Genomic DNA, 24,420 nt, shown 5'->3' with positions numbered 1-24,420 from the left:
GATTGGAGGAATCAATTTGAATTTAGAAGAAAAAGAGAATATGGCAGAGGTGGGCGCACAGACGGCAAATGTACAGGAGGCAAACGTACAGGAAGCCAATGTACAGACAGCCGGCGCGCAGGCGGCTGCAACGGAGACCCGTGCAGCGGACATGCAGACGGCCAACGTGCAGACAGAAGCATTGGCTGCAGCGCCGGAGCAGGCGGCTAAGAAGCCTCAGAACAGGAGGCCGGCACAGAGAAAGACCGCTTCCAAGGAGCCGGGAAGCCAGACCGCAGAAGCATCCAGGAAGAAATCATCCGGTACCGGTAAGAGCCAGGGGCAGAATGCCGGACGCGGGGAGCAGAAGAACACCCAGACCACAAAGGCGGCACCGGCCAGACAGACGGCTCAGAACAAACAGAGCAAACCGGCCGGGCAGGGCAGACAGGCGTCTCAGTCTAAGCAGGCGTCCCAGTCCAAAACGGTGTCCCAGCCCAAGCAGGGAGCCCAGTCCAAACCGGCATCCCAGCAGAAACAGCAGCAGTCACAGCCCAAGGCAGCATCTGCCTCAAAGGATCTGAAGGTGCTGGCTCCTGCAAAGCATTCTTCCAAGGAAGGAAAAAAGGACGGCAAGGGAAAACTGAAGGTCATTCCTCTGGGCGGTTTGGAGCAGATCGGAATGAATATCACTGCCTTTGAATATGAGGACAGTATCATCATCGTGGACTGCGGACTTGCGTTTCCGGGGGACGATATGCTGGGCATTGACCTGGTGATACCGGATGTTTCATATCTGAAGCAGAACATCGACAAGGTAAAGGGATTCGTGATCACCCATGGACACGAGGACCATATCGGTGCGCTTCCATATATCCTGCAGCAGATCAACGTGCCTGTGTACGGCACCAGGCTGACCATAGCGCTGATTGAGCATAAGCTGGAGGAACACCGCCTGATGAAAAACACAAAGCGCAAGGTGGTAAAGCATGGACAGTCCGTGAACCTGGGATGTTTCAGGGTGGAGTTTATAAAGACCAACCACAGTATTCAGGACGCCTCCGCGCTGGCTATCTTCTCACCGGTGGGTATCGTACTCCACACGGGCGACTTTAAGATCGACTACACGCCGGTGTTCGGTGATCCCATTGACCTGCAGCGCTTTGCGGAACTGGGAAAAAAAGGTGTGCTGGCTCTGCTTGCGGACAGTACCAATGCCACAAGACCCGGATTTACCATGTCCGAGCGGACCGTTGGCAAGACCTTTGACACCATATTTTCAGAACACAAGAACCAGCGCATTATCGTTGCCACCTTTGCGTCCAATGTGGACCGCGTGCAGCAGGTGGTGAATACGGCATACAAGTATGGGCGCAAGGTGGTTGTGGAGGGCCGGAGTATGGTGACGGTGATGGAGATCGCCAGCCAGCTGGGCTATATCAATGTGCCGGAGGGAACGCTGATCGATATTGAGCATCTGCGCAACTATCCGCCTGAATCCACGGTGCTGATCACCACGGGAAGCCAGGGAGAATCCATGGCAGCCCTTTCACGTATGGCGTCAGGTATCCACAAAAAGGTTTCCATCACCCCGCGTGATGTGGTGGTTTTAAGTTCCACACCCATACCGGGCAATGAAAAGGCAGTGTCCAATGTGGTCAATGAGCTGTCCATGAAGGGCGCTCAGATCATCAACCAGGATACCCATGTTTCCGGACATGCCTGCCAGGAAGATTTAAAACTTATCTACTCACTGATCCATCCTAAATTTGCCATTCCGGTCCACGGTGAATACCGTCATCGCATTGCACAGAAGGAACTGGCCGAGTTCATGGGCGTTGCAAAGGAAAACGCCGTGCTGGTCAACTCCGGCGATGTGGTGGCACTGGACGGAAACACCTGTGAGGTGATCGACCATGTGACCTGCGGAGGCATCCTGGTGGATGGCCTTGGAGTGGGTGATGTTGGCAATATTGTATTGCGGGATAGACAAAACCTGGCTCAGAATGGTATTATTGTAGTGGTACTCACATTGGAGAAGCACAGCAACCAGCTTCTTGCAGGGCCGGACATTGTGTCCAGGGGCTTTGTGTATGTACGGGAATCAGAGGATCTGCTGGAGGAGGCGCACACGGTTGTGGCCGATGCGGTGGAGGACTGTCTGGACCGTCACGTGAACGACTGGGGAAAGATAAAGAACATTATCAAAGACAGCTTAAGTGACTTTTTGTGGAAACGTATGAAGCGCAATCCGGTGATCCTGCCGATCATTATGGAAGTGTAGCCCCTCATGGGGCTGCCGTCCGGCGGGCAGCAGGATTTGCACTGCGGCGGTCTGGGCGTCAGCACTGTCCGCGGCAGTGACAGAGGAATGGATTATGAGTAATAGAACAAGGGAAATCAACAAAATCACAACCACCATTATCAGCATATCGGTAAAGCTCATTGTATATGCCCTGATCATATTGCTTCTCTACGAGGCAGTGGCCAGGGGATATGCCTTTGGGCATGAGATATTTTTTGCTGAGGCGGTGGAGGATGCACCGGGCACGGATGTGGTGGTACAGATCAGCGAGGACGAGACCGTGTCTCAAGCCGCGGAGTATCTGGCCCATAAAGGCCTTATCAAAAGTGAATTTGCATTTATTTTCCAGAGTAAATTTTACGATTACGACACGGTTTACCCTGGTACCTATACACTGAATACATCCATGACATCCAAGGAGATCCTTCAGCTGCTCAATGAAAAGCCGGAGACAGAGGATGTGTCACCTGCCCAGTCTGGCAATGCCAAAGCAAAGACGACTGCCCAGACAACGCCGGCGGCAGCGGGAGAATCCGATGCCCCTTCGGGAAGAAGCATACCGGAGGGAACGGAAGGATCATCTCAGGGAGGAACAGCTGCGGCTTCAGCCGGACAGGGCGATACCGCCCAGAGCAGCGGAGCTTTGGACGGAGCAGCGGCCCAGGGCGGCGAGACAGCCCCGGACGGGAATGCAGAAGGCCGTGCCATGAGTCTTGGGGAGGAAGCCCGGGACAGCATGGCTAACCAGGAATCCTATGAAGGTGAAGATCAGGAGATGGAAGGCGGATGGATTGAGGATGCTGCTGAGGAATAGACCACATGATTGTTAATGACAGGATAACAGATTACCTGCACTCCCTGGAATCCAGCCAGGGAGTGTTGTTGGATACCATAGAAAAGGCGGCGCTGGATGGCCGTGTCCCCATTATCAGAAGGGAGACCGCGTCCCTGCTGCGGACTCTGGTGGCGGCACTGAAGCCGTCACAGATTCTGGAGATCGGTACAGCGGTTGGGTATTCGGCTCTGCTGATGTGCCAGACCATGCCCCGGGCATGCCATATCACTACCATTGAGAAATATGAGAAGCGGATCCCTGTGGCCAGGGAAAATTTTAAAAAGGCCGGTGAGGAAAGCCGGATCACCCTGTTGGAGGGAGATGCGGACCAGCTCCTTGGCCAGCTGGAAGAAGGCCGGTTTGACCTGGTGTTCATGGATGCGGCCAAGGGCCAGTATCTGCACTGGCTGCCCTTTCTGCTGAAGCTGATGCCGCCGGGGGGCGTCCTTATATCGGACAACGTGCTCCAGGACGGCGATATCGTGGAATCACGGTTTGCGGTGCAGCGCAGGAACAGGACCATCCACAGCAGGATGCGGGAATACCTCCACACATTAAAGCATATGGAGGAGTTTGAGACAGCCGTAATTCCCATTGGAGATGGAGTCACCATCAGCACAAGGATAAAATAACGGGCGCTGGCGCCAATCCGTCAAGGCGGATTAAAACACACTCTAAGGAGAGGTGAAGATGAGAGAGACAGAATTGCTGATTCCGGCAGGAAGCCTGGATGTGCTGAAAACAGCGGTTATTTTCGGTGCGGATGCCGTATATATTGGAGGAGAGGCCTTCGGCCTTCGGGCCAAGGCCCATAATTTTTCCAGAAACGATATGAAGGAAGGAATTGCCTTTGCCCATGCGCGCGGGGTCAAAGTCTACGTGACGGCTAATATTCTGGCCCACAACGGGGACCTGCCGGGGGTGGAGGCTTATTTTGAAGAATTAAAGGAAATAGGCCCGGATGCCCTGATCATTTCAGATCCGGGTGTATTTGCCGTTGCGAAAAAGGTGCTGCCCGGCATGGAGATCCATATCAGCACCCAGGCCAACAATACCAACTACGGCACTTATCTGTTCTGGCACAAGCTGGGCGCCAGGCGGGTGGTGACTGCCAGGGAGCTGTCCCTGGACGAGATCCGGGAGATCCGGGAGCATATTCCCGAGGATATGGAGATCGAGAGCTTTATCCATGGGGCTATGTGCATTTCCTATTCAGGGCGCTGCCTGCTGAGCAACTTCTTTGTGGGCAGGGACGCCAACCAGGGCGCCTGCACCCATCCCTGCCGGTGGAAATATTCCATTGTGGAGGAAACCAGGCCCGGCGAATATATGCCTGTATATGAAAATGAGCGTGGTACGTACATTTTTAATTCCAAGGATCTGTGCATGATCGGCCATATCCCGGAGATGATGGATGCGGGAATTGACAGCTTTAAGATAGAGGGCAGGATGAAGACGGCCCTGTATGTGGCAACCGTGGCCAGAACCTACAGGAAGGCAATTGATGATTATAAAAAAGATCCCCAGCTGTACAGGGATCACATGGAGTGGTACAGGCAGGAGATCGGAAAATGCACCTACAGGGAGTTTACCACGGGATTTTACTTTGGCAAGCCCACTGAGGATGCCCAGATTTATGACAATAATACCTATGTGAAGAATTATGCATATCTGGGAACCGTTCTGGAAGTGGACGGCCGGGGACGGTGCCTGATCCAGCAGAAGAATAAATTTTGTGTAGGCGATACCATAGAAGTGATGAAGCCGGACGGCCGCAACCTGGAGTTGACCGTAGCCGGCATGGAGGATGAAGAGGGCAATGCCCAGGACAGCGCGCCACATCCGAAACAGGTCCTCTGGATCGACCTGGGGATGGATGCTGACCTGGAGGTCTACGACATTTTACGCAAAAAAGAGGAAAGCGCTTAGTTTTGCAGACAGGAGGTGCCTGCGGATGATAGATGGAATACTCATTGGGCTTGCGGTTTTGTGTGCTGCCTATTTTGTGGTGATCGTGGTATATGCGGGCATCGGCACTTCCTTTGCCTTCATATGGCTGTTCTTTGCGGCCCTGCTTCTGTTCCTGGTATACGGGAAATGGTATTACGCCAGGAACCTGGACCGGATCCCCGGATGGGTGCCGGTTTCCGTGGTCACCACATGCGTGGCAGGGGTTGCGGTGCTGGCAATGCTGTGTGTGCTTGTGTTTTTGGGCGCAGCCACCTCTGCCAAGAGCAACCTGGACTACGTGATCGTGCTGGGGGCCAGGGTAAAGGAGCGCACGGTCAGCAATTCCCTGCGAAAGCGCCTGGATAAGGCCATGGAATACGCGGAGGACAATCCGGATACGATCCTGGTGCTGTCAGGAGGCAAAGGGCCCGGGGAGAGCACCAGCGAGGCGGAGGTTATGTACCAGTACCTGGTGTACAACGGCGTCAGGCCGGAACAGCTGCTGATCGAGGACCGTTCCGAGAGTACGGTGGAGAATATTGCGTACAGCAAGGTGGTTATAGAGCAGCACAGGAAAAAGAACCAGAAGGTGCTGGTGCCCCTTCGGCAGAAAACCACATCCGTGCCCTATGCAGTGGCGCCGGACCGGCCGTTGGAGATTGGGGTACTTACTAGTAATTTCCATATCTACCGGGCCAGGATGACTGCTGAAAAATGGGGATTTGACAATGTATACGGTATTTCCGCGGATTCGGACCCGGTGCTGTTCATCCACCTGTGTGTGAGGGAGTGCGCTTCCATTGTCAAGGACCGGCTGATGGGAAATATGTGATCCATTGCCACGGGTTTGAGACTCCCGCCTCTTATGGCGGTGAGTCATAATAAATGGTATAAGTCGAAGCAACCATGGCAGACTATAAGGTGAGACAGATTGAATCTATAGAATGGAGAGAAAGAATCTATGGCAGATGAAAGGAAGCTGGAAGCGGTTAAGGCGCTGGATGCCTACCGTGTGGTGGAAGAAAAGTTTGTGGAGGAAACAGATTCCGGGGCAATGGTCCTGGAACATGAGAAAAGCGGCGCAAAGCTGTTTTTGCTTTCAAATGAGGATGATAACAAAGTATTCTGCATTGGATTCCGCACGCCGCCTGAGGACAGCACCGGTCTTCCCCATATTCTGGAACACAGTGTACTGGAGGGATCTGAGAAGTTTCCGGTAAAGGACCCGTTTGTGGAGCTGGTTAAGGGATCGCTGAACACATTTTTAAATGCCATGACCTATCCGGATAAAACCGTATATCCGGTGGCCAGCTGCAATGAAAAGGATTTCCAGAACCTGATGGATGTGTATCTGGACGGCGTACTCCACCCGGCCATCTACAGGGAACCTAAGATTTTTCTGCAGGAGGGCTGGCACTATGAAATGCAGTCCCCTGAGGATGAGCTGACCATTAACGGGGTGGTGTACAATGAGATGAAGGGGGCATTTTCCTCACCGGAAAGCGTGCTGGACCGGTTTACAAGGAATGTTCTGTTCCCGGACAGCACCTATGCCAATGAATCAGGAGGGGATCCCTCCGTGATCCCGGATCTGACCTATGAGCAGTTCATTGAATTCCATAAAAACTATTATCATCCGGCCAACAGCTACATCTATCTGTACGGTGATATGGATATGGCGGAAAAGCTTGAGTGGCTGGACCGGGAATATCTCAGCAGCTATGACAGGAAGGACTGCCATGCGGACTCCTCCATTCCCCTGCAAAAGGCATTTGAAGGCCCGGTGGAAAGGGAAATCACCTATTCCGTCACAGAGGAGGAGGGAACTGCCGACAGGACCTACCTTTCCGTGAACACAGTGGTGGGAACCAGCCTGGATCCCGTGCTGTACATTGCATTTAATATTTTGGAATACACCCTGATCAATGTGCCGGGCGCTCCCTTAAAGCAGGCGCTGATCGATGCGGGAATCGGGCAGGATATCCTGGGAGGATATGACAGCGGCATCCTCCAGCCTTATTTTACCGTGATTGCAAAAAATGCAAACAGGGAACAGAAGGGTGAATTCCTTTCCGTTGTAAAGGGAACCCTGCGCAAACTGGCCGACCAGGGGATTGACAGAAAGAGCCTGAAGGCAGGGTTGAACTATTATGAGTTCCGGTCCAGAGAAGCGGATTACGGCTCCGCGCCCAAGGGGCTGATGTATGGCCTGGGTGCAATGGACAGCTGGCTGTACGGCGGGGATCCGCTGGTGCATCTGGAATACCAGAAAACCTTTGAATTTTTAAATAAAGCAGTGGATGAGGGGTATTTTGAGCAGCTGATCCGCACCTATCTGCTGGATAATCCCCACGAGGCAGTGGTCATTGTGAGCCCCAGGGTGAACCAGACCGCCCAGGAGGACAGGAAGCTGGCGGAGCGTCTGGCAGCGTACAAAGCCTCTCTGGGCAGTGAGGAGATCGCCAGGCTTGTGGCTCAGACAAAGGCGTTAAAGGATTACCAGGAGGAGACCTCGTCCCAGGAAGATCTGGAAAAGATCCCCATGCTTCAGAGGGAAGACATTGACAGGAAAAGCGCGGACCTTTCCTACCAGCTTAAGATGGAGGACGGCGTAAGGGTGGTCCACAGCAGCATGTTTACGTCAGGTATAGGATATCTGAAGGTGCTGTTTAACACAGACAGGGTTCCGGTGGATGACCTTCCCTATGTGGGGCTTCTTAAATCCGTGCTGGGCTATGTGGATACTGAGAATTACACTTACAGCGACCTGTCCAGTGAAATCTATCTGGGCAGCGGAGGCATTAATTTTGCCGTGAGTTCTTATCCGGATGTGACCAGACCGGGAGAATTTACAGGTGCGTTTGTGGCAGGCGCCAAGGTATTCTATGATAAGCTGGGATTTGCTTTCTCCATGCTGACCGAGATGCTGACCCGGTCCAGGCTGGAGGATGAAAAGCGTCTGGGAGAGATCCTGGATGAGACCCGTTCCAGGGCCAGGATGAAGATGGAGGATTCCTCCCACGGTGCTGCGGTTGGAAGGGCTTCTTCCTATTACAGCGCATCCGCGGCATTTAACGATATCATAGGCGGAATTGGATATTATCAGTTTTTGGAGTATGTAAGCCGCAGATACAGCGAGGAGCCGGAATACAGGCAGGCGCTGATCGGAAAGCTTAAGGATACGGTGAGACTGCTGTTTACTTCCGACAATATACTTGTGTCATATACAGCTGACGAGGAAGGGTATGGTCATCTGCCTGTGGAGCTCAAGTCCTTTAAGGCCAGCCTGCCGGCAGGAAGGGGCAAGCAGTACAGGTTCACCTTTGAAAAGGGGAACAGGAATGAAGGTTACAAAACAGCGTCCCAGGTGAACTATGTGGCCAGATGCGGCTCTTTTGCAGGTAAAAAGGCGGATGGAAAGGAACTTGTGTACACAGGTGCCCTGAGAGTGCTGAAGGTTATCCTGAACTACGAATACCTGTGGATGAACCTGCGTGTAAAAGGCGGTGCGTATGGCTGTATGAGCGGCTTTGGAAGATCCGGGGATGGCTATCTGGTATCTTACAGGGATCCCAATATTGCCAACACAAACCAGATCTATGAGGGAATTCCTGAATATCTGGAGGGATTTTCCATCGATGAACGGGATATGACTAAATATGTAATTGGAACCATCAGCGATGTGGATACACCGCTGACACCATCCCTTAAGGGAAACAGGAACCTGTCAGCCTACCTTTCCGGCGTGACCATGGATATGATACAGCAGGAAAGGGATGAGATACTGAACGTGACCCAGGAGGATATCAGGAATCTGGCAGATATTGTCCGGGCAGTCCTCAATACAGGCGCCCTGTGTGTGATCGGAAATGACGAGCAGATTAAGGCGGACCGGGATATGTTTGGGGAGATTAAGAACCTGTACCATTGATAAGGAGAGATAAATGGAAGAAAATACACAGAAGAAATCCGGCTTTGTAGCCCTGGTAGGACGGCCGAATGTGGGAAAATCCACCTTGATGAACCATCTCATTGGCCAGAAGATCGCCATTACGTCTGATAAGCCCCAGACCACCAGGAACAGGATACAGACGGTTTATACGGATGAGCGGGGACAGATCATTTTCCTGGATACCCCCGGAATCCATAAAGCAAAGAATAAACTGGGTGAATATATGGTCAATGTGGCGGAGCACACCCTGAAGGACGTGGACGTGGTCCTGTGGCTGGTGGAGCCCACCACCTTTATCGGTGCGGGGGAACGCCATATAGCCGAGCAGCTGAACAAGACCAGAACGCCTGTGATCCTGGTCATCAACAAGATCGATACGGTAAAGCAGCAGGACGAGATCCTTACCTTTATGGCGGCTTACAAGGACGTGTGCCGGTTTGCGGAGATCGTGCCCCTGTCCGCGCTGAAGGATAAGAACACGGACCTGCTTACTGAACTGATCTTCAAATATCTTCCCTATGGTCCCCAGTTCTATGATGAGGATACGGTGACCGACCAGCCCATGCGCCAGATCGCTTCTGAGCTGATCCGGGAAAAAGCGCTGCGCCTGCTGAGCGATGAGATCCCTCACGGCATTGCGGTGACCATTGAGAAGATGAAGGAACGCCCCAACGGCATCATTGACATTGATGCCAGCATTGTGTGTGAAAGGGATTCCCACAAGGGGATCATCATTGGCAAGGGCGGAAGCATGTTAAAGCGCATTGGAACCGAGGCCAGGAAGGACATCGAGCATATGATGGATACGCAGGTCAACCTGCAGCTGTGGGTCAAGGTAAGGAAAGAATGGCGTGACAGTGATCTGTATATGAAGAACTATGGCTATGACGGCAAAGATGTGTAATGATATGTTGTATTTACAACGAATGTATGGGAGATACCACGTATAATAAGGGTTAGATGGAAGTAAGGTCTGATGGTACTGCAGGAGGGAGGGATACTGAAATGAGAGAAACAGTGACACTGACTGGAATGGTTCTCATATCAGCCCCTTCCGGGGATTATGACAGGAGACTGGTATTGCTGACAAGGGAGCGGGGGCGGATCACCGCCTTTTCCCATGGCGCCAGGAAGCCTGGTAATGCCCTGATGGCTGCCAGCAGGCCTTTTTCCTTTGGCACCTTTTCCATGTATGAAGGGAGATCGGCCTATAACCTGCAGTCGGCACAGATCACCAACTATTTTGATGAACTGTCCATGGATATGGAGTGCACCTGCTACGGCTCCTATTTTCTGGAAATGGCAGATTATTTTTCCCAGGAAAATATGGATGGGACGGAAATGCTCAAACTGCTGTACCAGTCCCTGAGGGCCCTCTTAAAACCAGCCATACCCAACCGCCTGGTGAGGCGGATCTTTGAACTGAAAACCATGGTCATCAATGGAGAGTATACGGAAACGCCTCCCTCCCCTGTTTCGGAATCCTGCAATTATGCATGGGAGTATGTGGTCTGCTCCCCGGTGGAGGCCCTGTATAAATTCGTCTTAAAGGAAGATGTGATGAGGGAATTTGATGGGGCGGTGGACAAAAGCAGAAGATATTATGTGCATCATGAGTTTAAGTCCCTGGAGATTTTAGATATGCTCACAACATAAAATCCATGTTAAGGCTTGAAATTATAGGATGTTAAGGATATAATATCCGGGTAGGATCGGCTCCCCTGGATGTATTTGGGAAATGTCCCGGCAAAAGGGACGAAAGATACAAATCCATGGAACAGTCCTTAAGATGTTTGATCACGAAAGGAACGGGTATGAAAAAAATCGGATACAGGTTGCTGACTCTTGTGACCGCGGCAGTCCTTATGACCGGCTGTGCCGGACTGGGCTCATCGGGCGGGGCAAAACCCACGGAGAACAGCGTTATGATAGAAAAGGACGGCAGCGTCCGGTGGCAGTCTGTGGAAACCTATGAGGCAGGCGATTACACGGAGGAGGAAATGACCGCATTCCTGGAGCAGCGGATCAGTGATTACAACAGCTCCCTGGGAAAGGCGGCATCGTCCAGAAATTCAGAGGGGGAACAAAAGCTTCCCGTGGCATTGGTGTCAGTCAGCCTGGAGAGCGGAAAAGCCTATTCCGTGACGGAATATGATGCAGCAAACCGCCTGGTGGAGTTTGCACAGGAGATCGGTGATTACAATGTGACCTTCAGCGCCCTGGAGTCAGGAAGGGCCGCGGTGATGGGCCAGCAGATGGAGGGAGTCTCCTTTCTGGATGAAAAGGGCAAGGCGGCGGATTCCGCCGCGGTTCTGTCTGACGGGCAGAGAATCGTGGTAAAAGCAGAGGGCCCGGGGATCATCAAGGCAGAGAAAAAGATTATGTATGTCAGCGAGGGCTGTGAGCTGAGGGATTCCAGCACGGTGAAGACACCGGAGGAAGGCACCAGCTTTATTGTTATTAATTAGTATTTAATTTTAAAGAAGATAAAAGAGAGGATACGGATATGGAAAAGACAATGGAGAAGATCGTGGCGCTTGCAAAGAACAGGGGCTTTGTATATCCCGGTTCTGAGATTTACGGCGGCCTTGCCAATACCTGGGACTACGGTAACCTTGGTGTAGAGCTTAAGAACAATGTTAAAAAGGCCTGGTGGCAGAAATTTGTAATGGAGAGCCCCTACAATGTAGGCGTGGACTGCGCCATTTTGATGAATCCTCAGACCTGGGTTGCCAGCGGACATCTGGGCAGTTTCTCCGATCCCCTGATGGACTGTAAGAAATGTAAGGAACGGTTCCGCGCCGACAAGCTGATCGAGGACTTTAACGATGAGCACGGCATACAGATGGAGGGTTCCGTGGATGCATGGTCACAGGAGCAGATGAAGCAGTACATTGATGACAACAATATCTGCTGTCCAAGCTGCGGCGCCCATGACTTTACCGAGATCCGCCAGTTTAACCTGATGTTTAAGACATTCCAGGGCGTGACCGAGGATGCTAAGAGCACGGTTTACCTTCGTCCTGAGACGGCCCAGGGTATTTTTGTAAACTTTAAGAATGTTCAGAGAACCTCCAGGAAAAAGGTTCCCTTTGGTATTGCCCAGATCGGAAAGTCCTTCCGCAACGAGATCGCGCCGGGTAACTTTACCTTCCGTACAAGGGAGTTTGAACAGATGGAGCTGGAGTTCTTCTGCAAGCCCGATACGGACCTGGAATGGTTTGCTTATTGGAAGCAGTACTGCATCGACTGGCTGAAGGCCCTGGGCATCAAGGATGAGGAGATGCGTGCAAGGGATCATGAGAAGGAGGAGCTCTCCTTTTACAGCAAGGCGACCACTGACCTGGAGTTCCTGTTCCCATTTGGCTGGGGAGAGCTGTGGGGAATTGCGGACAGGACCGACTATGACCTGACACAACACCAGAATGTATCCGGACAGGATATGTCCTACTTTGATGATGAGAGCAAAGAAAAGTACATCCCATATGTGATCGAACCGTCCCTGGGCGCTGACCGTGTGACTTTGGCATTCCTGTGCGCAGCCTATGACGAGGAGGAGATTGGCGAGGGTGATGTGAGGACCGTGCTTCATTTCCATCCGGCCATTGCGCCTGTAAAGGTAGGGGTGCTGCCTCTTTCCAAAAAGCTGAACGAAGGGGCGGAGAAGGTATATGGCGAACTCTCCAAATACTTTAACTGTGAGTTTGACGACAGGGGCAATATCGGTAAGAGATACAGAAGACAGGATGAGATCGGCACCCCCTTCTGTGTGACCTATGATTTTGACTCCGAGGAAGACCATGCAGTGACAGTACGTGACAGGGATACCATGGAGCAGGTAAGAATCCCCATCCAGGGACTGAAGGATTACTTTGCTGATAAGTTTATGTTTTAAATAAAAATAGCCGGATAAAGGCCGCACATCCTGAAATTCTCATGGGATGTGCGGCCTTATTTGCTGTAAATATAGTTTTTGTAAATATAGCTGCGGTAAGCATCCGCAGGGGATCAGGGGCGTCTTCCAATGGCTTCACCCATCTTTACCTTGGTTTCGATATCCAGGGCGGTATTGCGCAGAATATCCTTGTCAACGGTGGCCTGTCCTGGTTCAAACAGCAGGATCACAGTGGATCCGCCAAAGGCAAAATACCCCTTTTCCTGACCGCGGAACACATCCAGTCTGGTATATGCCTTGTGATGGTTTACAATCTTCCCCACCATCATGGCTCCCACCTCCATCATCAGTACGGTTCCGAATCCACGGGATCTGAGCAGGGAATATTCCCTTGTATTCTCTTTGTACACAGGCCGGCATACGGCTGCTGCCGGATTTACTGTGTGCAGCACGCCGGGTATCCTCCGGTAGGAGGAGCGCAGACCGCTGTCAATATAGGCGTAGCGGTGATAATCGGATACGGTGAGACGAAAAACCAGGGCAGTGCCGCCCATATAGCGGGATGCCAGCTTATCATCCCTTAGAAGCTGGGACACCGTATAATCCGTATGTTTGATGGACAAATGCTGCTTTCGGCTGATGGGATATGCGCTGACCAGTCCGTCACAGGGACTGCAGAGTATGTCCGGGTCCTGGCTGAAGGGTCTGGCCGTCTCCTTCAGGGAACGGGTAAAAAAGGCATTAAAGGACCGGTATGCTCCACCGGCCGGAGTTTCACAGCCTCTCAGGGAAATGCCGGAGGATCGGACAAAAGGCCTGATCAAGAAAGTGGATAAGGGGGAATCCAGGAAATATCCTCCGATTCTGGATATGCAGGGATGGACCAGGGGCTTAAGGATCAGGCACCCCGGAAGGCTGTTGTAAAGAGTCCTGAGCAGCTTATCCTGAGTGTTTTCCCTCCCATGGATATGTCCGGACCTGTCTGCGTATTTCATTGAACCACACCTTTCTTTTGATTGATATAAAGACAGGGGAATCATAGAAAGACTCCCCTAAAAAAAGTAAATCTTAGCCAGCGCCACCGCAACCAGGGCAATGAAAAATGAAAGCAGTTTCCATCCCGGTTTCCGCAGCTGGAAATTGATGATGAACAATAGACCCACGGTCAGGATACAGATGTGCAGTTCCGACAGGAACCGGTGTCCAAGCAAGGGCCTCAGGGTACAGAACAGCGGAAGGATAATGGAGATGGATGTAATGGGAAGCCCCTGATAATACTTGCGGGCCTCGTCTGTCTCGTCCTGGCGGTGCTCCTCCATCACATTAAAAAATGCCAGCCGTATGACTCCGGCAGTGAGATAAAAGACCAGGATACAGACTCCGGCGATTCCCCTCATGCCCATGGAATAACATAGGATCATGGGAAAAGCCCCAAAACAGACAACATCGCACAGGGAGTCGATCTGGATACCGAAGCGTTTCTCATCCTCCGTGCGGTTGGGCTTGGTGCGGGCCACTTTGCCGTCAAACATGTCGCACAGGCCGGAAAAAGCCAGGCAGAACAATGCGTATTTGGCAAATCCCTGGACCGTAAGAATCATTCCCAAGGCAGCGCTTGCCAGCCCCATGTATGTCAAAACCACGGTGTAACTGTAAAAACCAATCATATCATAAACCCCAATCATTACTGCTTTTTCGCCCTTCTGTTTCATGGGCAATAGTACTATTATATCAGAAATCACAGAGGAAACAAGGAAAACAGGTGAGTTATTAATAAAATTTATAATAGTTTTATAAACGATTATAAGTAAATGTGATATACTAGCAATAGCGGCTGACGTCTGTCTTTTATATATGGATAAGGCGTACCGCAAGTAGATGAAGGAGGATGGGACTTATGAAATTAAAGACCCGTCTTGCAGTAGCATTTTTGACCATTACCATTGTACCCATGATGCTGTTTTACCTGATGGCGGTTGTGCTCAGCAATTATCAGGCAAAATCGTTTATTAAGGAGTATGACCTTTCGGAGCCCGTGGATTTCTTTTCCGGCAACTCCATGCAGATTTTCAACCGGCTGACCAAACGGTCCCAGGAGGATATCCGGAAAACCCTGGATAAGAATCCGGGGCTGTACAGTGATAAGGAGTATCTGGATACCATTAATGCGGAGCTGAAAAATCACTATGCCTATCTGGTGGTGATCAGAGAGGATGCCATTATCTATTGTGGGGATAATAATATTATGGAAGACGAGGCGCTGTGCGCGCAGCTTCCCCACTTTGGCGCCATGAAAAGTGAAACGGATGGCGGTATCTACCTGGACGGCGGCATCTATCTGGACGGAGAGAGCCAGCACCTGATCAAGCGGATGGACTTTGACTTCCCCGATGGGGAGGCGGGCAGTGCCTTTATTATCTCCAATGTGGATGACCTGGTGCCCGAGGTGAAGTCCATGCTGAGGGAGATGCTGATACTGGGCGCCATGATTTTGGTCATAGCAGGGATTGCCCTTACGCTGTGGGTGTACCGTTCCATTCTTAGCCCTCTTAACAAGCTTCAGGAAGCCACTAAGAAGATACGTGACGGCAACCTGGAATTCACATTGGAAGTGGATGCGGATGATGAGATCGGCCAGCTGTGCCAGGACTTTGAAGAGATGCGTATCAGGCTCAGGGAGAACGCGGATGAGAAGGTGCAGTATGACAAGGATAATAAGGAGCTGATCAGCAATATTTCCCATGACCTGAAAACGCCGATCACGGCCATCAAAGGGTATGTGGAAGGGATCATGGACGGCGTTGCATCTTCACCGGAAAGACTGGACAAATATATCCGGACCATTTACAATAAGGCTAATGATATGGACCGTCTCATAGATGAGCTGACCTTTTATTCCAAGATTGATACCAATAAGATCCCCTACACCTTTTCCAAGATCAATGTGGCCCGGTATTTTAAGGACTGCGTGGATGAGGTGGGATTGGATATGGAAGCCAGAGGGATCGAACTGGGATATTTTAATTATGTGGATGAGGATGTGGTGGTGATTGCTGACGCGGAACAGATGAAGCGCGTTATCAACAATATTATCAGCAACTCTGTGAAGTATCTGGATAAGAAAAAGGGTATTATTAATATCCGGATAAAGGACGTGGGGGATTTTATACAGGTGGAGATAGAGGATAATGGAAAGGGAATTGCAGCAAAGGATATTCCCAATATCTTTGACCGGTTTTACCGGACTGATTCCTCAAGAAATTCATCCCAGGGCGGAAGCGGTATTGGCCTGTCCATTGTGCACAAGATCATAGAGGATCACGGGGGCCGTATATGGGCCACCAGCAAGGAAGGAATTGGCACGGAGATTCACTTTGTCCTAAGAAAATATCAGGAGGTTATACAGGATGAGCAAGATACTGATCGTGGAAGATGAGGAGAGCATAGCGGAGCTGGAAAAGGATTATCTTGAGCTTTCCGGGTTTGAGGTCGAAATTGAGAATGACGGGACCGAGGGACTTGACAAAGCCCTTAAGGAAGACTATGATCTGCTGATTCTGGACCTGATGCTTCCCGGCACGGACGGATTTGAAATCTGCAAACGGGTGCGGGAGGTAAAGAACACGCCAATTATCATGGTCTCAGCCAAAAAAGAGGATATTGACAAGATACGCGGCCTGGGCCTGGGCGCTGATGATTATATTACAAAGCCCTTCAGCCCCAGTGAGATGGTAGCCAGGGTCAAGGCCCATATGGCACGGTATGAAAGGCTGATCGGCAGCGGACAGCCGTCCAACGAGATGGTGGAAATCCGCGGTCTGAAGATTGACAAGACAGCGCGCAGGGTATGGATCAACGGCGAGGAAAAGACATTTACCACCAAGGAATTTGATCTGCTTACGTTCCTGGCCCAGAACCCCAACCATGTGTTTACTAAGGAAGAATTGTTCAGCAAGATTTGGGACATGGAATCCATCGGAGACATTGCTACTGTAACGGTGCATATTAAGAAAATAAGAGAAAAGATTGAGTTTAATACAGCCAAACCCCAGTATATTGAAACCATTTGGGGGGTTGGATACCGGTTTAAGGTGTAAACATTGTGCGGTATTTGATGTAAAATAAACGTAGCAAAGAAAGTAGTTAAGACCATGTGGTCACAAAGCGAAATCCCGTGTATGCCAGTATACGGGATTTTTTGCATACGCCGCCCAGACCGTCCGCCCGGAATCCTATGTTCCATCCCAAATATCCATAGGGTTCCATATATTCCGCCAACTGGTACATTTGTCCATTGGGAGGGGGAAACATTGTAAGTGCTTACATGGAAGCGGTAAGGACAGGGGGATATAAAAAGAAAGAAGAATAGGGCCTGATGCACAAATTAGCGTACATCAAGGCCTATATATTCGTATATGCGAATTGATAACGGATATGTGAAAATGACAGAAAATGAAAGTACTTACAGTGCCATTTTACTCTAAATTTAACAAATTTTCATGGAAAACCTCTTTACTCAAGAAATGTTTGTGATATAATGGACGAGGTGGACGGACATGGTAGAAGCATTTGTTCTGTCCAGAAAGAAAGACATATTTTTTAGAGAGTAGAAAGCCAGTCTACAAGAACATGAGGAGGAATTAACTTATGGCAAAATGGGTTTATAAGTTCCATGAAGGCAGCGCAGCAATGAGAAACCTTCTTGGCGGCAAGGGCTGCAACTTAGCAGAGATGACAAACCTGGGAATGCCCATTCCACAGGGATTTACAGTTACAACAGAGGCTTGTACCGAGTACTATAACTGCGGCAAGCAGATTTCCGATGAGATCCAGAATCAGATCTTTGAGGCCATCACATGGATGGAAAGCATCAACAACAAGAAGTTTGGCGATACAGAGGATCCGTTGCTGGTGTCTGTTCGTTCCGGTGCCCGTGCTTCCATGCCAGGTATGATGGATACCATCCTGAACCTGGGGTTAAATGACGTTGCTGTTGAGGGATTTGCAAAGAAGACCGGCAACCCAAGATTTGCGTATGATTCCTACCGCAGATTTATCCAGATGTATTCCGATGTTGTTATGGAAGTTCCAAAGTCCCACTTTGAGAAGATCATTGATGCGATGAAGGAAGCCAAGGGCGTACATTTTGACACAGAGCTGACAGCAGATGACCTGAAGGAACTGGCTGACAAGTTCAAGGCTGTTTACAAGGAAGCCATGAACGGTGAAGAGTTCCCACAGGATCCAAAAGAGCAGCTGATGGGCGCTGTTAAGGCCGTATTCCGTTCCTGGGACAACCCACGTGCCATTGTATACCGCCGTATGAACGATATCCCCGGCGATTGGGGTACTGCAGTTAACGTTCAGACCATGGTATTTGGTAATAAGGGCGAGACCTCCGGTACAGGTGTTGCGTTTACACGTAACCCATCCACCGGTGAGAAGGGAATCTACGGAGAGTACCTGATCAATGCACAGGGCGAGGACGTGGTTGCAGGCGTTCGTACACCACAGCCAATCTCCAAACTGGCAGAAGACCTTCCGGAGTGCTATGAGGAATTCATGAACCTGGCCATGAAGCTGGAGAATCATTTCCGCGACATGCAGGATATGGAGTTCACCATTGAGGAAGGCAAACTGTATTTCTTACAGACACGTAACGGCAAGAGGACTGCTCCGGCAGCGATCCAGATTGCCTGCGATTTAGTAGATGAGGGAATGATCACTCCTGAAGAAGCAGTGTGCAGGATCGAGGCCAAGTCCCTGGATCAGTTGCTGCATCCTACTTTTGTTCCGGAAGCCCTGAAGGCCGGCGAAGTGATCGGAAGCGCTCTTCCTGCATCTCCTGGTGCTGCAGCTGGTAAGGTATACTTTACAGCTGATGAAGCTAAGGATGCCGGCAAGGGCGGCAGAGGCGAGAGGGTTATCCTGGTTCGTCTGGAGACATCCCCTGAGGATATCGAGGGTATGCATGCTGCACAGGGTATCCTGACTGTACGCGGCGGTATGACAAGCCATGCAGCAGTAGTTGCACGTGGCATGGGAACCTGCTGTGTATCCGGCTGCGGCGAGATCAAGATTGATGAAGAGGCTAAGGTATTTGAACTTGGCGGATATACATTCCATGAGGGAGATTACATTTCCCTGGATGGTTCCACAGGAAAGATCTACAAAGGCGATATCGCTACACAGGAAGCAACTGTAAGCGGCAACTTTGAGAGGATCATGGAGTGGGCCGACAAGTTCAGAACACTGCGTGTCCGCACCAATGCAGATACTCCTGCAGATACACTGAACGCTGTTAAGCTGGGCGCTGAGGGCATCGGCCTTTGCCGTACCGAGCATATGTTCTTTGACGCGGAGAGGATTCCGAAGATCCGTAAGATGATCCTGTCCGAGACAGTTGAGCAGAGAGAAGAAGCATTGAATGAACTGATCCCATTCCAGAAGGGTGATTTCAAGGCAATGTTCAAGGCTCTGGAAGGCAGACCAATGACTGTACGTTACCTGGATCCGCCGCTGCATGAGTTTGTTCCTACCGATCCGGAGGACATCAAGGCTCTGGCAGAGGATATGGGAATGACAGTGGAAGCTGTTAAGGATAAGTGCGCTGATCTTCATGAGTTCAACCCAATGATGGGTCATCGTGGCTGCCGTCTGGCTGTTACCTACCCTGAGATCGCAAGAATGCAGACAAGAGCAATCATGGAAGCAGCGATCGAGGTTAAGGAAGAGTGCGGTTATGACATTGTTCCTGAGATTATGATCCCATTGGTTGGCGAGAAGAAAGAACTTAAGTTTGTTAAGGATATCGTGATCGAGACAGCTGAACTGGTTAAGAAGGAAAAGAATTCCGACATCCAGTATCACATCGGCACCATGATCGAGATTCCAAGAGCAGCACTGACCGCTGATAAGATTGCCGAGGAGGCAGAGTTCTTCTCATTTGGAACCAACGACCTGACACAGATGACATTTGGCTTCTCACGTGATGATGCAGGCAAGTTCCTGGATTCCTACTACAAGGCTAAGATCTACGAGTCGGATCCATTTGCAAGACTGGATCAGGACGGCGTTGGACAGCTGGTTAAGATGGCAGTTGAGAAGGGACGCTCCACAAGAGCAGACCTTAAGTGCGGCATCTGCGGCGAGCACGGCGGAGATCCTTCATCCGTAGAGTTCTGCCACAAGATCGGCCTGAACTATGTCTCCTGCTCACCATTCCGCGTTCCCATTGCTCGTCTGGCAGCAGCTCAGGCGGCTCTGAACAACAAATAAGCGGCCGTTTGTCCGGTTGAAAAATATATTTGATTATTAAGAAGTGCCTGATATAATAAAATCGGCAAAAGAAATCATATGTCCATGCGGGCACAAATCGAAAACCCCAGAGCAGCAACGCTGGGGTTTTCTTTTGTCTTCAGCCATCGTCCTCGGCTTTTTTATTTCGTTTCCGGTATTCCCTTGGAGTACATTGAAAGAAGCGCCCAAACATCTGTGAAAAATTGCTGGAACTGTTAAACCCGCACTGTCCTGCGATCTCTGAAACGCTGCTGGCCGGACTGCGCAAAAGCATGGCCGCACCCTGGGTCACCCTGTACTTTAACAGATACTGCATGGGTGAATTCTGGATTACCCGTTTAAAGCACCGCAGGCATTCGCGCTCCCCAATGTCCGCGGCTCTGGCTATCTGGGACAGGTCCAGGTTTTCGTGAAAATGGTTTTCTATATAATCCAGCATTTTCTGCATGCGCAGACTGTCTGAGTCCAGTTCCGAATCCCCGGAGTCAATTTCCTTTTCATAGGCCCTGTACAGGTGGAAGATCAGATGGGACAATTTCTCCCTGACCACAAACTCATATCCCGGTGTTTCCGCGGATAATGCCTGAAATGCGGCTATAAACTCTTCCTTGGGGCTGATCTCATTTCCGGGTATGCGGTCAAAGGGGCAGCCGTCAAAGGAACAGCACTGGATCAGAGGGGCAATATACCTGGTTCCAAAAACAGAGTCCTCGCTCCCTGCCACCAAAAGAGGGTGAAACACAAGGGAGTGCAGGCTGCAGGCAGGCTCTGCTGCTGCAAAATGCAGGATGTTGGAATTGATCACAAAGCCTTCCCCCTGCTTTAGGTGAAAGGTTTTTCCGGGGATCTGCAATTTCAGTCCCCCGGATCCTACATATAGGATCTCCATCTCCGCATGCCAGTGCCAGGGAATCACGTCCTCTTCTTTGTGGGTATAGTCCGCAGCATAGCCGGCAATGGGAAATTCAGGCGTTCCATGAGGCTGAAGTTCCCTGTTGGCGCGGTTCAAATTCAGAATGCATTTTTGCAGTCCCATATAATCTCCTCCCTGATCTGCGATGATTAGTCGCTTTTCTTATATTATAGGTCGATTTTTCAGTTGAATCAAGTGAAGAAAGACGGTATTCTTTTGATGGATAAGAGAAAAATGCAGGAGGATGAAATGTTCCAATTATTGTTGGTTATTATTTATATTGCTTTTATCAGTCTGGGGCTTCCGGATGCCCTTCTTGGGTCGGCATGGCCCTCCATGTACAGGGAACTGCATGCAGGTGTGTCCTATGCCGGGATCATCAGCATGATCATTGCCGGCGGCACCATTGTGTCCAGCCTTTTCAGTGACAGTCTGATCAGAAAGCTGGGGACAGGGGCAGTGACGGCCATCAGTGTTGCCATGACTGCGGCTGCGCTCATGGGGTTTTCCGGTTCCCACACCTTTCTTCAGTTGTGTCTTTGGGGGATTCCCTATGGATTGGGAGCTGGAAGCGTGGATGCCGCCCTTAACAATTTTGTGGCCCTCCACTATGAATCGCGTCACATGAGCTGGCTCCATTGCTTCTGGGGGATTGGTGCAACAGCGGGTCCCTATATCATGGGGCTTTGCCTGATAAATGGATTAAAATGGAACCACGGTTACATGGCAGTGGGGGTGATCCAGATTGTTCTGGTGATCTGTCTGCTTATATCCCTCCCTTTGTGGAAAGTGAAAACAGACACAGGCAGAGGGATGAGCGAAGAACATAAAGGCATGAACCTAAGGGATGCCCTGAGGCTTCCCGGAGCCAGAGGGGTATTGACCGCATTTTTCTGCTATTGTGCCCTGGAGGCCACTACGGGTCTCTGGGCCAGCAGCTATATGGTGTTCTTTAAGGGGATTCCCGCTGATACGGCAGCTAAATGGACCTCGCTGTTTTACCTTGGCATCACGGCCGGCCGTCTGGCCAGTGGTTTTGTTACTGACAGGCTGGGAGACAAAACCATGGTGCGGATCGGTCAGCTGACCGTGTTCTCAGGGGTAGTGCTTCTGGCATTTCCTTTTGGTCATGGAGCGGCTTTGGCAGGACTGGTCCTTACAGGGCTGGGATGTGCGCCCATCTATCCCAGCATGCTGCATCAGACGCCGGACCACTTTGGGGCGGAGAACTCCCAATCCATCATGGGGCTTCAGATGGCCTGCGCATATATGGGCTCCACCTTTATGCCGCCTCTGTTTGGTCTGGGCGCTGAACTGATCAGCGTAAGGATATATCCTTTTTATTTAATGGTATTTGTATGTTTGATGATCATAATGACGGAAAGGGCGGGAAAGATTCATGCAGACAAACCGGATAGACTTACACATGCACAGCTTTTACAGTGATGACGGGGAGTGTTCTCCCCGGGAACTGGTGGGGAAATGCCTTGAGAGCGGTATAAAGGTTATGGCCATTGCGGACCACAACAGTGTCCGTGCAAATGAACAGGGAAAAGAAGCTGCAGGAGATGCGGGGATCACATATATCCCGGCAGTGGAGATCGACTGTACCTATGAGGGAGTCAATTTCCATGTGTTGGGATATGGGATCGATTATACCAGCCCTGATTTTGCTGGAATAGAGGACAACATTTCCCGTCAGGGGGCGGCGGCTTCCGTAAAGATGCTTCATGCAACCAGGGCGCTGGGATTTGAGGTGACCGGTGAGGAGATGGCTGCTTTGGCCGGGAACAATTATTGGAAAGACAGATGGACCGGGGAAATGTTTGCCGAGATTCTTCTGGATAAGACGGAGTACAAGGAGCACCCCATGCTCATGCCTTATCGTCAGGGCGGTGAACGGGGGGATAATCCGTATGTGAACTTTTACTGGGATTATTACTCCCAGGGAAAACCGTGTTATGTGGAGATGAGATACCCCGGACTAGGGCAGATTGTGGAGACGATCCACGGGAATGGCGGGTATGCGGTACTTGCCCATCCCGGTGTGAATTTAAAGGGACATGAGGAACTGTTAAGGCCCCTGATCGAAACAGGGCTGGACGGGATCGAGGCATTCAGCAGCTACCATTCCCGGGAACAGGCCCTGGACTTTTACAACCAGGCCAGGAACCACAACTTATTTTATACCTGTGGAAGCGATTACCATGGAAAGACAAAGCCATCGATTTATGTGGGGCAGCATGGATGTGTGATACCCTATGAGGAAGTGCTTGGGCAGCTGGGCGGACTGTGTTAGTATCATAAATGAAATATGATATAAAGGCGGAGGTAAGATAACATGAAGAAGGTAAAGATAACTGTGCTGAAGACTACATTTGACCAGGAACTGGCAGATGAATATGGGGTTGAGGGCCTGTCTGCCTGTCCCATGATGAAGGAAGGCCAGGTCTTCTATGGGGATTATGCAAAACCGGAGGGCTTCTGTGATGAGGCGTGGAAAGCCATATACCAGTATGTGTTTGCCCTTTCCCATGGTTCTGGCAGGGAATTGTTCTATTACGGGGACTGGATCAGGAAGCCGGGGGTTGCGATCTGCAGCTGTAATGATGGGCTGCGCCCGGTTATTTTTAAGCTGGAGGCAACGGACCAGGAATCACAGATGGATTATGAGCCTGTGAGATAGAGCGTATCCGGGAATATAAATTGAATGAACATGTATGACAGCCATTGGCGATCAGATGCTTATGTATGGGCAGGAGATCACTAATGGCTGTTTTGGACTTGTGAAATGCCCCGGCGCATACAGGACAGGAATGACATATGTCACTCTTATAATGACGTATAACATCTAGGATTACCCGGGACTATTTCCTATAATAAAGACATGAAAAGGAGATATTCTGGGAAAGGGGAACGGGTATGGAGATTAGTGTGAAAGAAAGTAGAGGTCAGCCAATAAATGGCGCACTTAATCAAGCTGTCATAAATGACAACTTTCGAAAAAGTAGATTATTAAATGATAATTAGGAAGCTGCTGTTTTTTGTGGTGGAGGATATAAACCTTCACGTACAAGTAATTTCATAGCTTGTTTGATAGCCTTAGCTTTTTGTTTTTCTACAAGGGTTTCTGGCATATCGATTTTGTATAAGTCGCTCGGATTCCATACTTCTCCAGTAGATAGCATCTGGAAGATAGCAGTAAGAATCATGCGCGCGATAGCAACAATGGCTCTTTTCTTGCCACGGCGTTTTGTAAGAGATTCATATTTCTTTTTGTAGTAAGGAGACT

20 protein-coding genes and 1 pseudogene are annotated in these 24,420 nt (G+C 50.5%); 16 read left to right on the top strand and 5 right to left on the bottom strand.

The window, feature by feature from the left end; all coding sequences use genetic code 11:
- The first annotated feature begins 16 nt into the window (after nucleotides 1–16).
- The 10 genes from HMPREF9469_RS23000 (at nucleotide 17) to HMPREF9469_RS22955 (ending at nucleotide 12,916) form a co-directional block, all read left to right on the top strand.
- Complete coding sequence (locus HMPREF9469_RS23000; protein WP_007867573.1) at nucleotides 17–2,263, top strand: RNase J family beta-CASP ribonuclease; 2,247 nt, start codon at nucleotides 17–19, stop codon at nucleotides 2,261–2,263.
- Nucleotides 2,264–2,357: 94 nt separating this feature from the next.
- Complete coding sequence (locus HMPREF9469_RS22995; protein ID WP_007867570.1) at nucleotides 2,358–3,098, top strand: endolytic transglycosylase MltG; 741 nt, start codon at nucleotides 2,358–2,360, stop codon at nucleotides 3,096–3,098.
- A gap of 5 nt (nucleotides 3,099–3,103) precedes the next feature.
- A complete protein-coding gene (locus HMPREF9469_RS22990) occupies nucleotides 3,104–3,751 on the top strand; it encodes an O-methyltransferase (protein ID WP_007867566.1) in 648 nt (215 codons plus the stop codon).
- A gap of 58 nt (nucleotides 3,752–3,809) precedes the next feature.
- Entirely contained in the window at nucleotides 3,810–5,048 is a 1,239-nt protein-coding gene (locus HMPREF9469_RS22985) for a peptidase U32 family protein (protein WP_007867564.1), read from the top strand.
- Between the two features lie 25 nt (nucleotides 5,049–5,073).
- On the top strand, nucleotides 5,074–5,901 hold the full coding sequence (locus HMPREF9469_RS22980; RefSeq protein WP_007867562.1) for a YdcF family protein: 828 nt from the start codon (nucleotides 5,074–5,076) through the stop codon (nucleotides 5,899–5,901).
- Between the two features lie 129 nt (nucleotides 5,902–6,030).
- Nucleotides 6,031–9,000, top strand: a complete 2,970-nt coding sequence (locus HMPREF9469_RS22975) for an insulinase family protein (protein WP_007867561.1) — start codon at nucleotides 6,031–6,033, stop codon at nucleotides 8,998–9,000.
- Between the two features lie 13 nt (nucleotides 9,001–9,013).
- Nucleotides 9,014–9,925, top strand: coding sequence for a GTPase Era (gene era, locus HMPREF9469_RS22970; protein WP_007867538.1), 912 nt, complete (start codon nucleotides 9,014–9,016; stop codon nucleotides 9,923–9,925).
- 101 nt (nucleotides 9,926–10,026) lie between these two features.
- Entirely contained in the window at nucleotides 10,027–10,677 is a 651-nt protein-coding gene (recO, locus tag HMPREF9469_RS22965) for a DNA repair protein RecO (RefSeq protein WP_007867534.1), read from the top strand.
- A 158-nt stretch (nucleotides 10,678–10,835) separates the two neighbouring features.
- Nucleotides 10,836–11,489 carry a hypothetical protein gene (locus tag HMPREF9469_RS22960; RefSeq protein ID WP_007867531.1) on the top strand — a complete coding sequence of 218 codons (654 nt, stop codon included), beginning with the start codon at nucleotides 10,836–10,838 and terminating at the stop codon, nucleotides 11,487–11,489.
- 38 nt (nucleotides 11,490–11,527) lie between these two features.
- The gene (locus HMPREF9469_RS22955) at nucleotides 11,528–12,916 is read left to right on the top strand and encodes a glycine--tRNA ligase (RefSeq protein WP_007867527.1); all 1,389 of its coding nucleotides are present in this window, start codon (nucleotides 11,528–11,530) and stop codon (nucleotides 12,914–12,916) included.
- 113 nt (nucleotides 12,917–13,029) lie between these two features.
- On the opposite strand, the gene HMPREF9469_RS22950 is transcribed toward HMPREF9469_RS22955, so the two are convergent.
- Together HMPREF9469_RS22950 and HMPREF9469_RS22945 are read right to left on the bottom strand one after the other, a co-directional pair.
- Nucleotides 13,030–13,911 (bottom strand): phosphatidylserine decarboxylase, encoded by an 882-nt coding sequence (locus HMPREF9469_RS22950; protein ID WP_040417159.1) that lies wholly within the window; start codon nucleotides 13,909–13,911, stop codon nucleotides 13,030–13,032.
- A gap of 57 nt (nucleotides 13,912–13,968) precedes the next feature.
- Complete coding sequence (locus tag HMPREF9469_RS22945) at nucleotides 13,969–14,598, bottom strand: CDP-alcohol phosphatidyltransferase family protein (protein ID WP_195415372.1); 630 nt, start codon at nucleotides 14,596–14,598, stop codon at nucleotides 13,969–13,971.
- Nucleotides 14,599–14,813: 215 nt separating this feature from the next.
- On the opposite strand from HMPREF9469_RS22945, the gene HMPREF9469_RS22940 reads away from it, so the two are divergent.
- Nucleotides 14,814–16,352, top strand: a complete 1,539-nt coding sequence (locus HMPREF9469_RS22940) for a sensor histidine kinase (RefSeq protein WP_007867520.1) — start codon at nucleotides 14,814–14,816, stop codon at nucleotides 16,350–16,352.
- A complete protein-coding gene (locus HMPREF9469_RS22935) occupies nucleotides 16,324–17,013 on the top strand; it encodes a response regulator transcription factor (protein ID WP_007867519.1) in 690 nt (229 codons plus the stop codon). Before HMPREF9469_RS22940 ends, HMPREF9469_RS22935 begins: the two co-directional genes overlap by 29 nt.
- A gap of 46 nt (nucleotides 17,014–17,059) precedes the next feature.
- Here the strand turns inward: HMPREF9469_RS22935 and HMPREF9469_RS33380 are convergent, their stop codons facing one another.
- A complete protein-coding gene (locus HMPREF9469_RS33380) occupies nucleotides 17,060–17,182 on the bottom strand; it encodes a hypothetical protein (RefSeq protein WP_270289294.1) in 123 nt (40 codons plus the stop codon).
- 381 nt (nucleotides 17,183–17,563) lie between these two features.
- Here HMPREF9469_RS33380 and ppdK point away from each other — a divergent pair, with 381 nt between their 5' ends.
- The gene (ppdK, locus tag HMPREF9469_RS22930) at nucleotides 17,564–20,194 is read left to right on the top strand and encodes a pyruvate, phosphate dikinase (protein WP_007867518.1); all 2,631 of its coding nucleotides are present in this window, start codon (nucleotides 17,564–17,566) and stop codon (nucleotides 20,192–20,194) included.
- A gap of 139 nt (nucleotides 20,195–20,333) precedes the next feature.
- Here ppdK and HMPREF9469_RS22925 read toward each other — a convergent pair whose 3' ends face one another.
- Nucleotides 20,334–21,251 carry an AraC family transcriptional regulator gene (locus HMPREF9469_RS22925; RefSeq protein ID WP_007867515.1) on the bottom strand — a complete coding sequence of 306 codons (918 nt, stop codon included), beginning with the start codon at nucleotides 21,249–21,251 and terminating at the stop codon, nucleotides 20,334–20,336.
- A 126-nt stretch (nucleotides 21,252–21,377) separates the two neighbouring features.
- Here HMPREF9469_RS22925 and HMPREF9469_RS22920 point away from each other — a divergent pair, with 126 nt between their 5' ends.
- From HMPREF9469_RS22920 to HMPREF9469_RS22910, 3 genes are read left to right on the top strand one after another with little or no spacing between them, the layout of a single operon-like run.
- On the top strand, nucleotides 21,378–22,574 hold the full coding sequence (locus HMPREF9469_RS22920) for an MFS transporter (RefSeq protein WP_007867514.1): 1,197 nt from the start codon (nucleotides 21,378–21,380) through the stop codon (nucleotides 22,572–22,574).
- Nucleotides 22,528–23,427 (top strand): PHP domain-containing protein, encoded by a 900-nt coding sequence (locus HMPREF9469_RS22915; protein ID WP_007867512.1) that lies wholly within the window; start codon nucleotides 22,528–22,530, stop codon nucleotides 23,425–23,427. Before HMPREF9469_RS22920 ends, HMPREF9469_RS22915 begins: the two co-directional genes overlap by 47 nt.
- Before the next feature lie 42 nt (nucleotides 23,428–23,469).
- On the top strand, nucleotides 23,470–23,814 hold the full coding sequence (locus HMPREF9469_RS22910; protein ID WP_007867509.1) for a TIGR04076 family protein: 345 nt from the start codon (nucleotides 23,470–23,472) through the stop codon (nucleotides 23,812–23,814).
- A 340-nt stretch (nucleotides 23,815–24,154) separates the two neighbouring features.
- Here HMPREF9469_RS22910 and HMPREF9469_RS22905 read toward each other — a convergent pair.
- Nucleotides 24,155–24,420 (bottom strand): annotated as a pseudogene (locus tag HMPREF9469_RS22905) (IS110 family RNA-guided transposase); the annotation flags it as partial.

The organism is [Clostridium] citroniae WAL-17108 (genome assembly GCF_000233455.1).
Taxonomy (GTDB): Bacteria; Bacillota; Clostridia; order Lachnospirales; family Lachnospiraceae; genus Enterocloster; species Enterocloster citroniae.
Note: the sequence above shows the minus strand (reverse complement) of the source record. Positions and strands in the feature narration are given on the sequence as shown.

Bases quoted from the DNA above. Each gene is read 5' to 3' on its own strand.
- HMPREF9469_RS22995 (WP_007867570.1), top strand. From the start codon at position 2,358: ATGAGTAATAGAACAAGGGAAATCAACAAAATCACAACCACCATTATC.
- HMPREF9469_RS22990 (WP_007867566.1), top strand. From the start codon at position 3,104: ATGATTGTTAATGACAGGATAACAGATTACCTGCACTCCCTGGAATCC.
- HMPREF9469_RS22985 (WP_007867564.1), top strand. From the start codon at position 3,810: ATGAGAGAGACAGAATTGCTGATTCCGGCAGGAAGCCTGGATGTGCTG.
- HMPREF9469_RS22980 (WP_007867562.1), top strand. From the start codon at position 5,074: ATGATAGATGGAATACTCATTGGGCTTGCGGTTTTGTGTGCTGCCTAT.
- HMPREF9469_RS22975 (WP_007867561.1), top strand. From the start codon at position 6,031: ATGGCAGATGAAAGGAAGCTGGAAGCGGTTAAGGCGCTGGATGCCTAC.
- era (WP_007867538.1), top strand. From the start codon at position 9,014: ATGGAAGAAAATACACAGAAGAAATCCGGCTTTGTAGCCCTGGTAGGA.
- recO (WP_007867534.1), top strand. From the start codon at position 10,027: ATGAGAGAAACAGTGACACTGACTGGAATGGTTCTCATATCAGCCCCT.
- HMPREF9469_RS22960 (WP_007867531.1), top strand. From the start codon at position 10,836: ATGAAAAAAATCGGATACAGGTTGCTGACTCTTGTGACCGCGGCAGTC.
- HMPREF9469_RS22955 (WP_007867527.1), top strand. From the start codon at position 11,528: ATGGAAAAGACAATGGAGAAGATCGTGGCGCTTGCAAAGAACAGGGGC.
- HMPREF9469_RS22950 (WP_040417159.1), bottom strand. From the start codon at position 13,911: ATGAAATACGCAGACAGGTCCGGACATATCCATGGGAGGGAAAACACT.
- HMPREF9469_RS22940 (WP_007867520.1), top strand. From the start codon at position 14,814: ATGAAATTAAAGACCCGTCTTGCAGTAGCATTTTTGACCATTACCATT.
- HMPREF9469_RS22935 (WP_007867519.1), top strand. From the start codon at position 16,324: ATGAGCAAGATACTGATCGTGGAAGATGAGGAGAGCATAGCGGAGCTG.
- HMPREF9469_RS33380 (WP_270289294.1), bottom strand. From the start codon at position 17,182: ATGGAACCCTATGGATATTTGGGATGGAACATAGGATTCCGGGCGGAC.
- ppdK (WP_007867518.1), top strand. From the start codon at position 17,564: ATGGCAAAATGGGTTTATAAGTTCCATGAAGGCAGCGCAGCAATGAGA.
- HMPREF9469_RS22925 (WP_007867515.1), bottom strand. From the start codon at position 21,251: ATGGGACTGCAAAAATGCATTCTGAATTTGAACCGCGCCAACAGGGAA.
- HMPREF9469_RS22920 (WP_007867514.1), top strand. From the start codon at position 21,378: ATGTTCCAATTATTGTTGGTTATTATTTATATTGCTTTTATCAGTCTG.
- HMPREF9469_RS22915 (WP_007867512.1), top strand. From the start codon at position 22,528: ATGCAGACAAACCGGATAGACTTACACATGCACAGCTTTTACAGTGAT.
- HMPREF9469_RS22910 (WP_007867509.1), top strand. From the start codon at position 23,470: ATGAAGAAGGTAAAGATAACTGTGCTGAAGACTACATTTGACCAGGAA.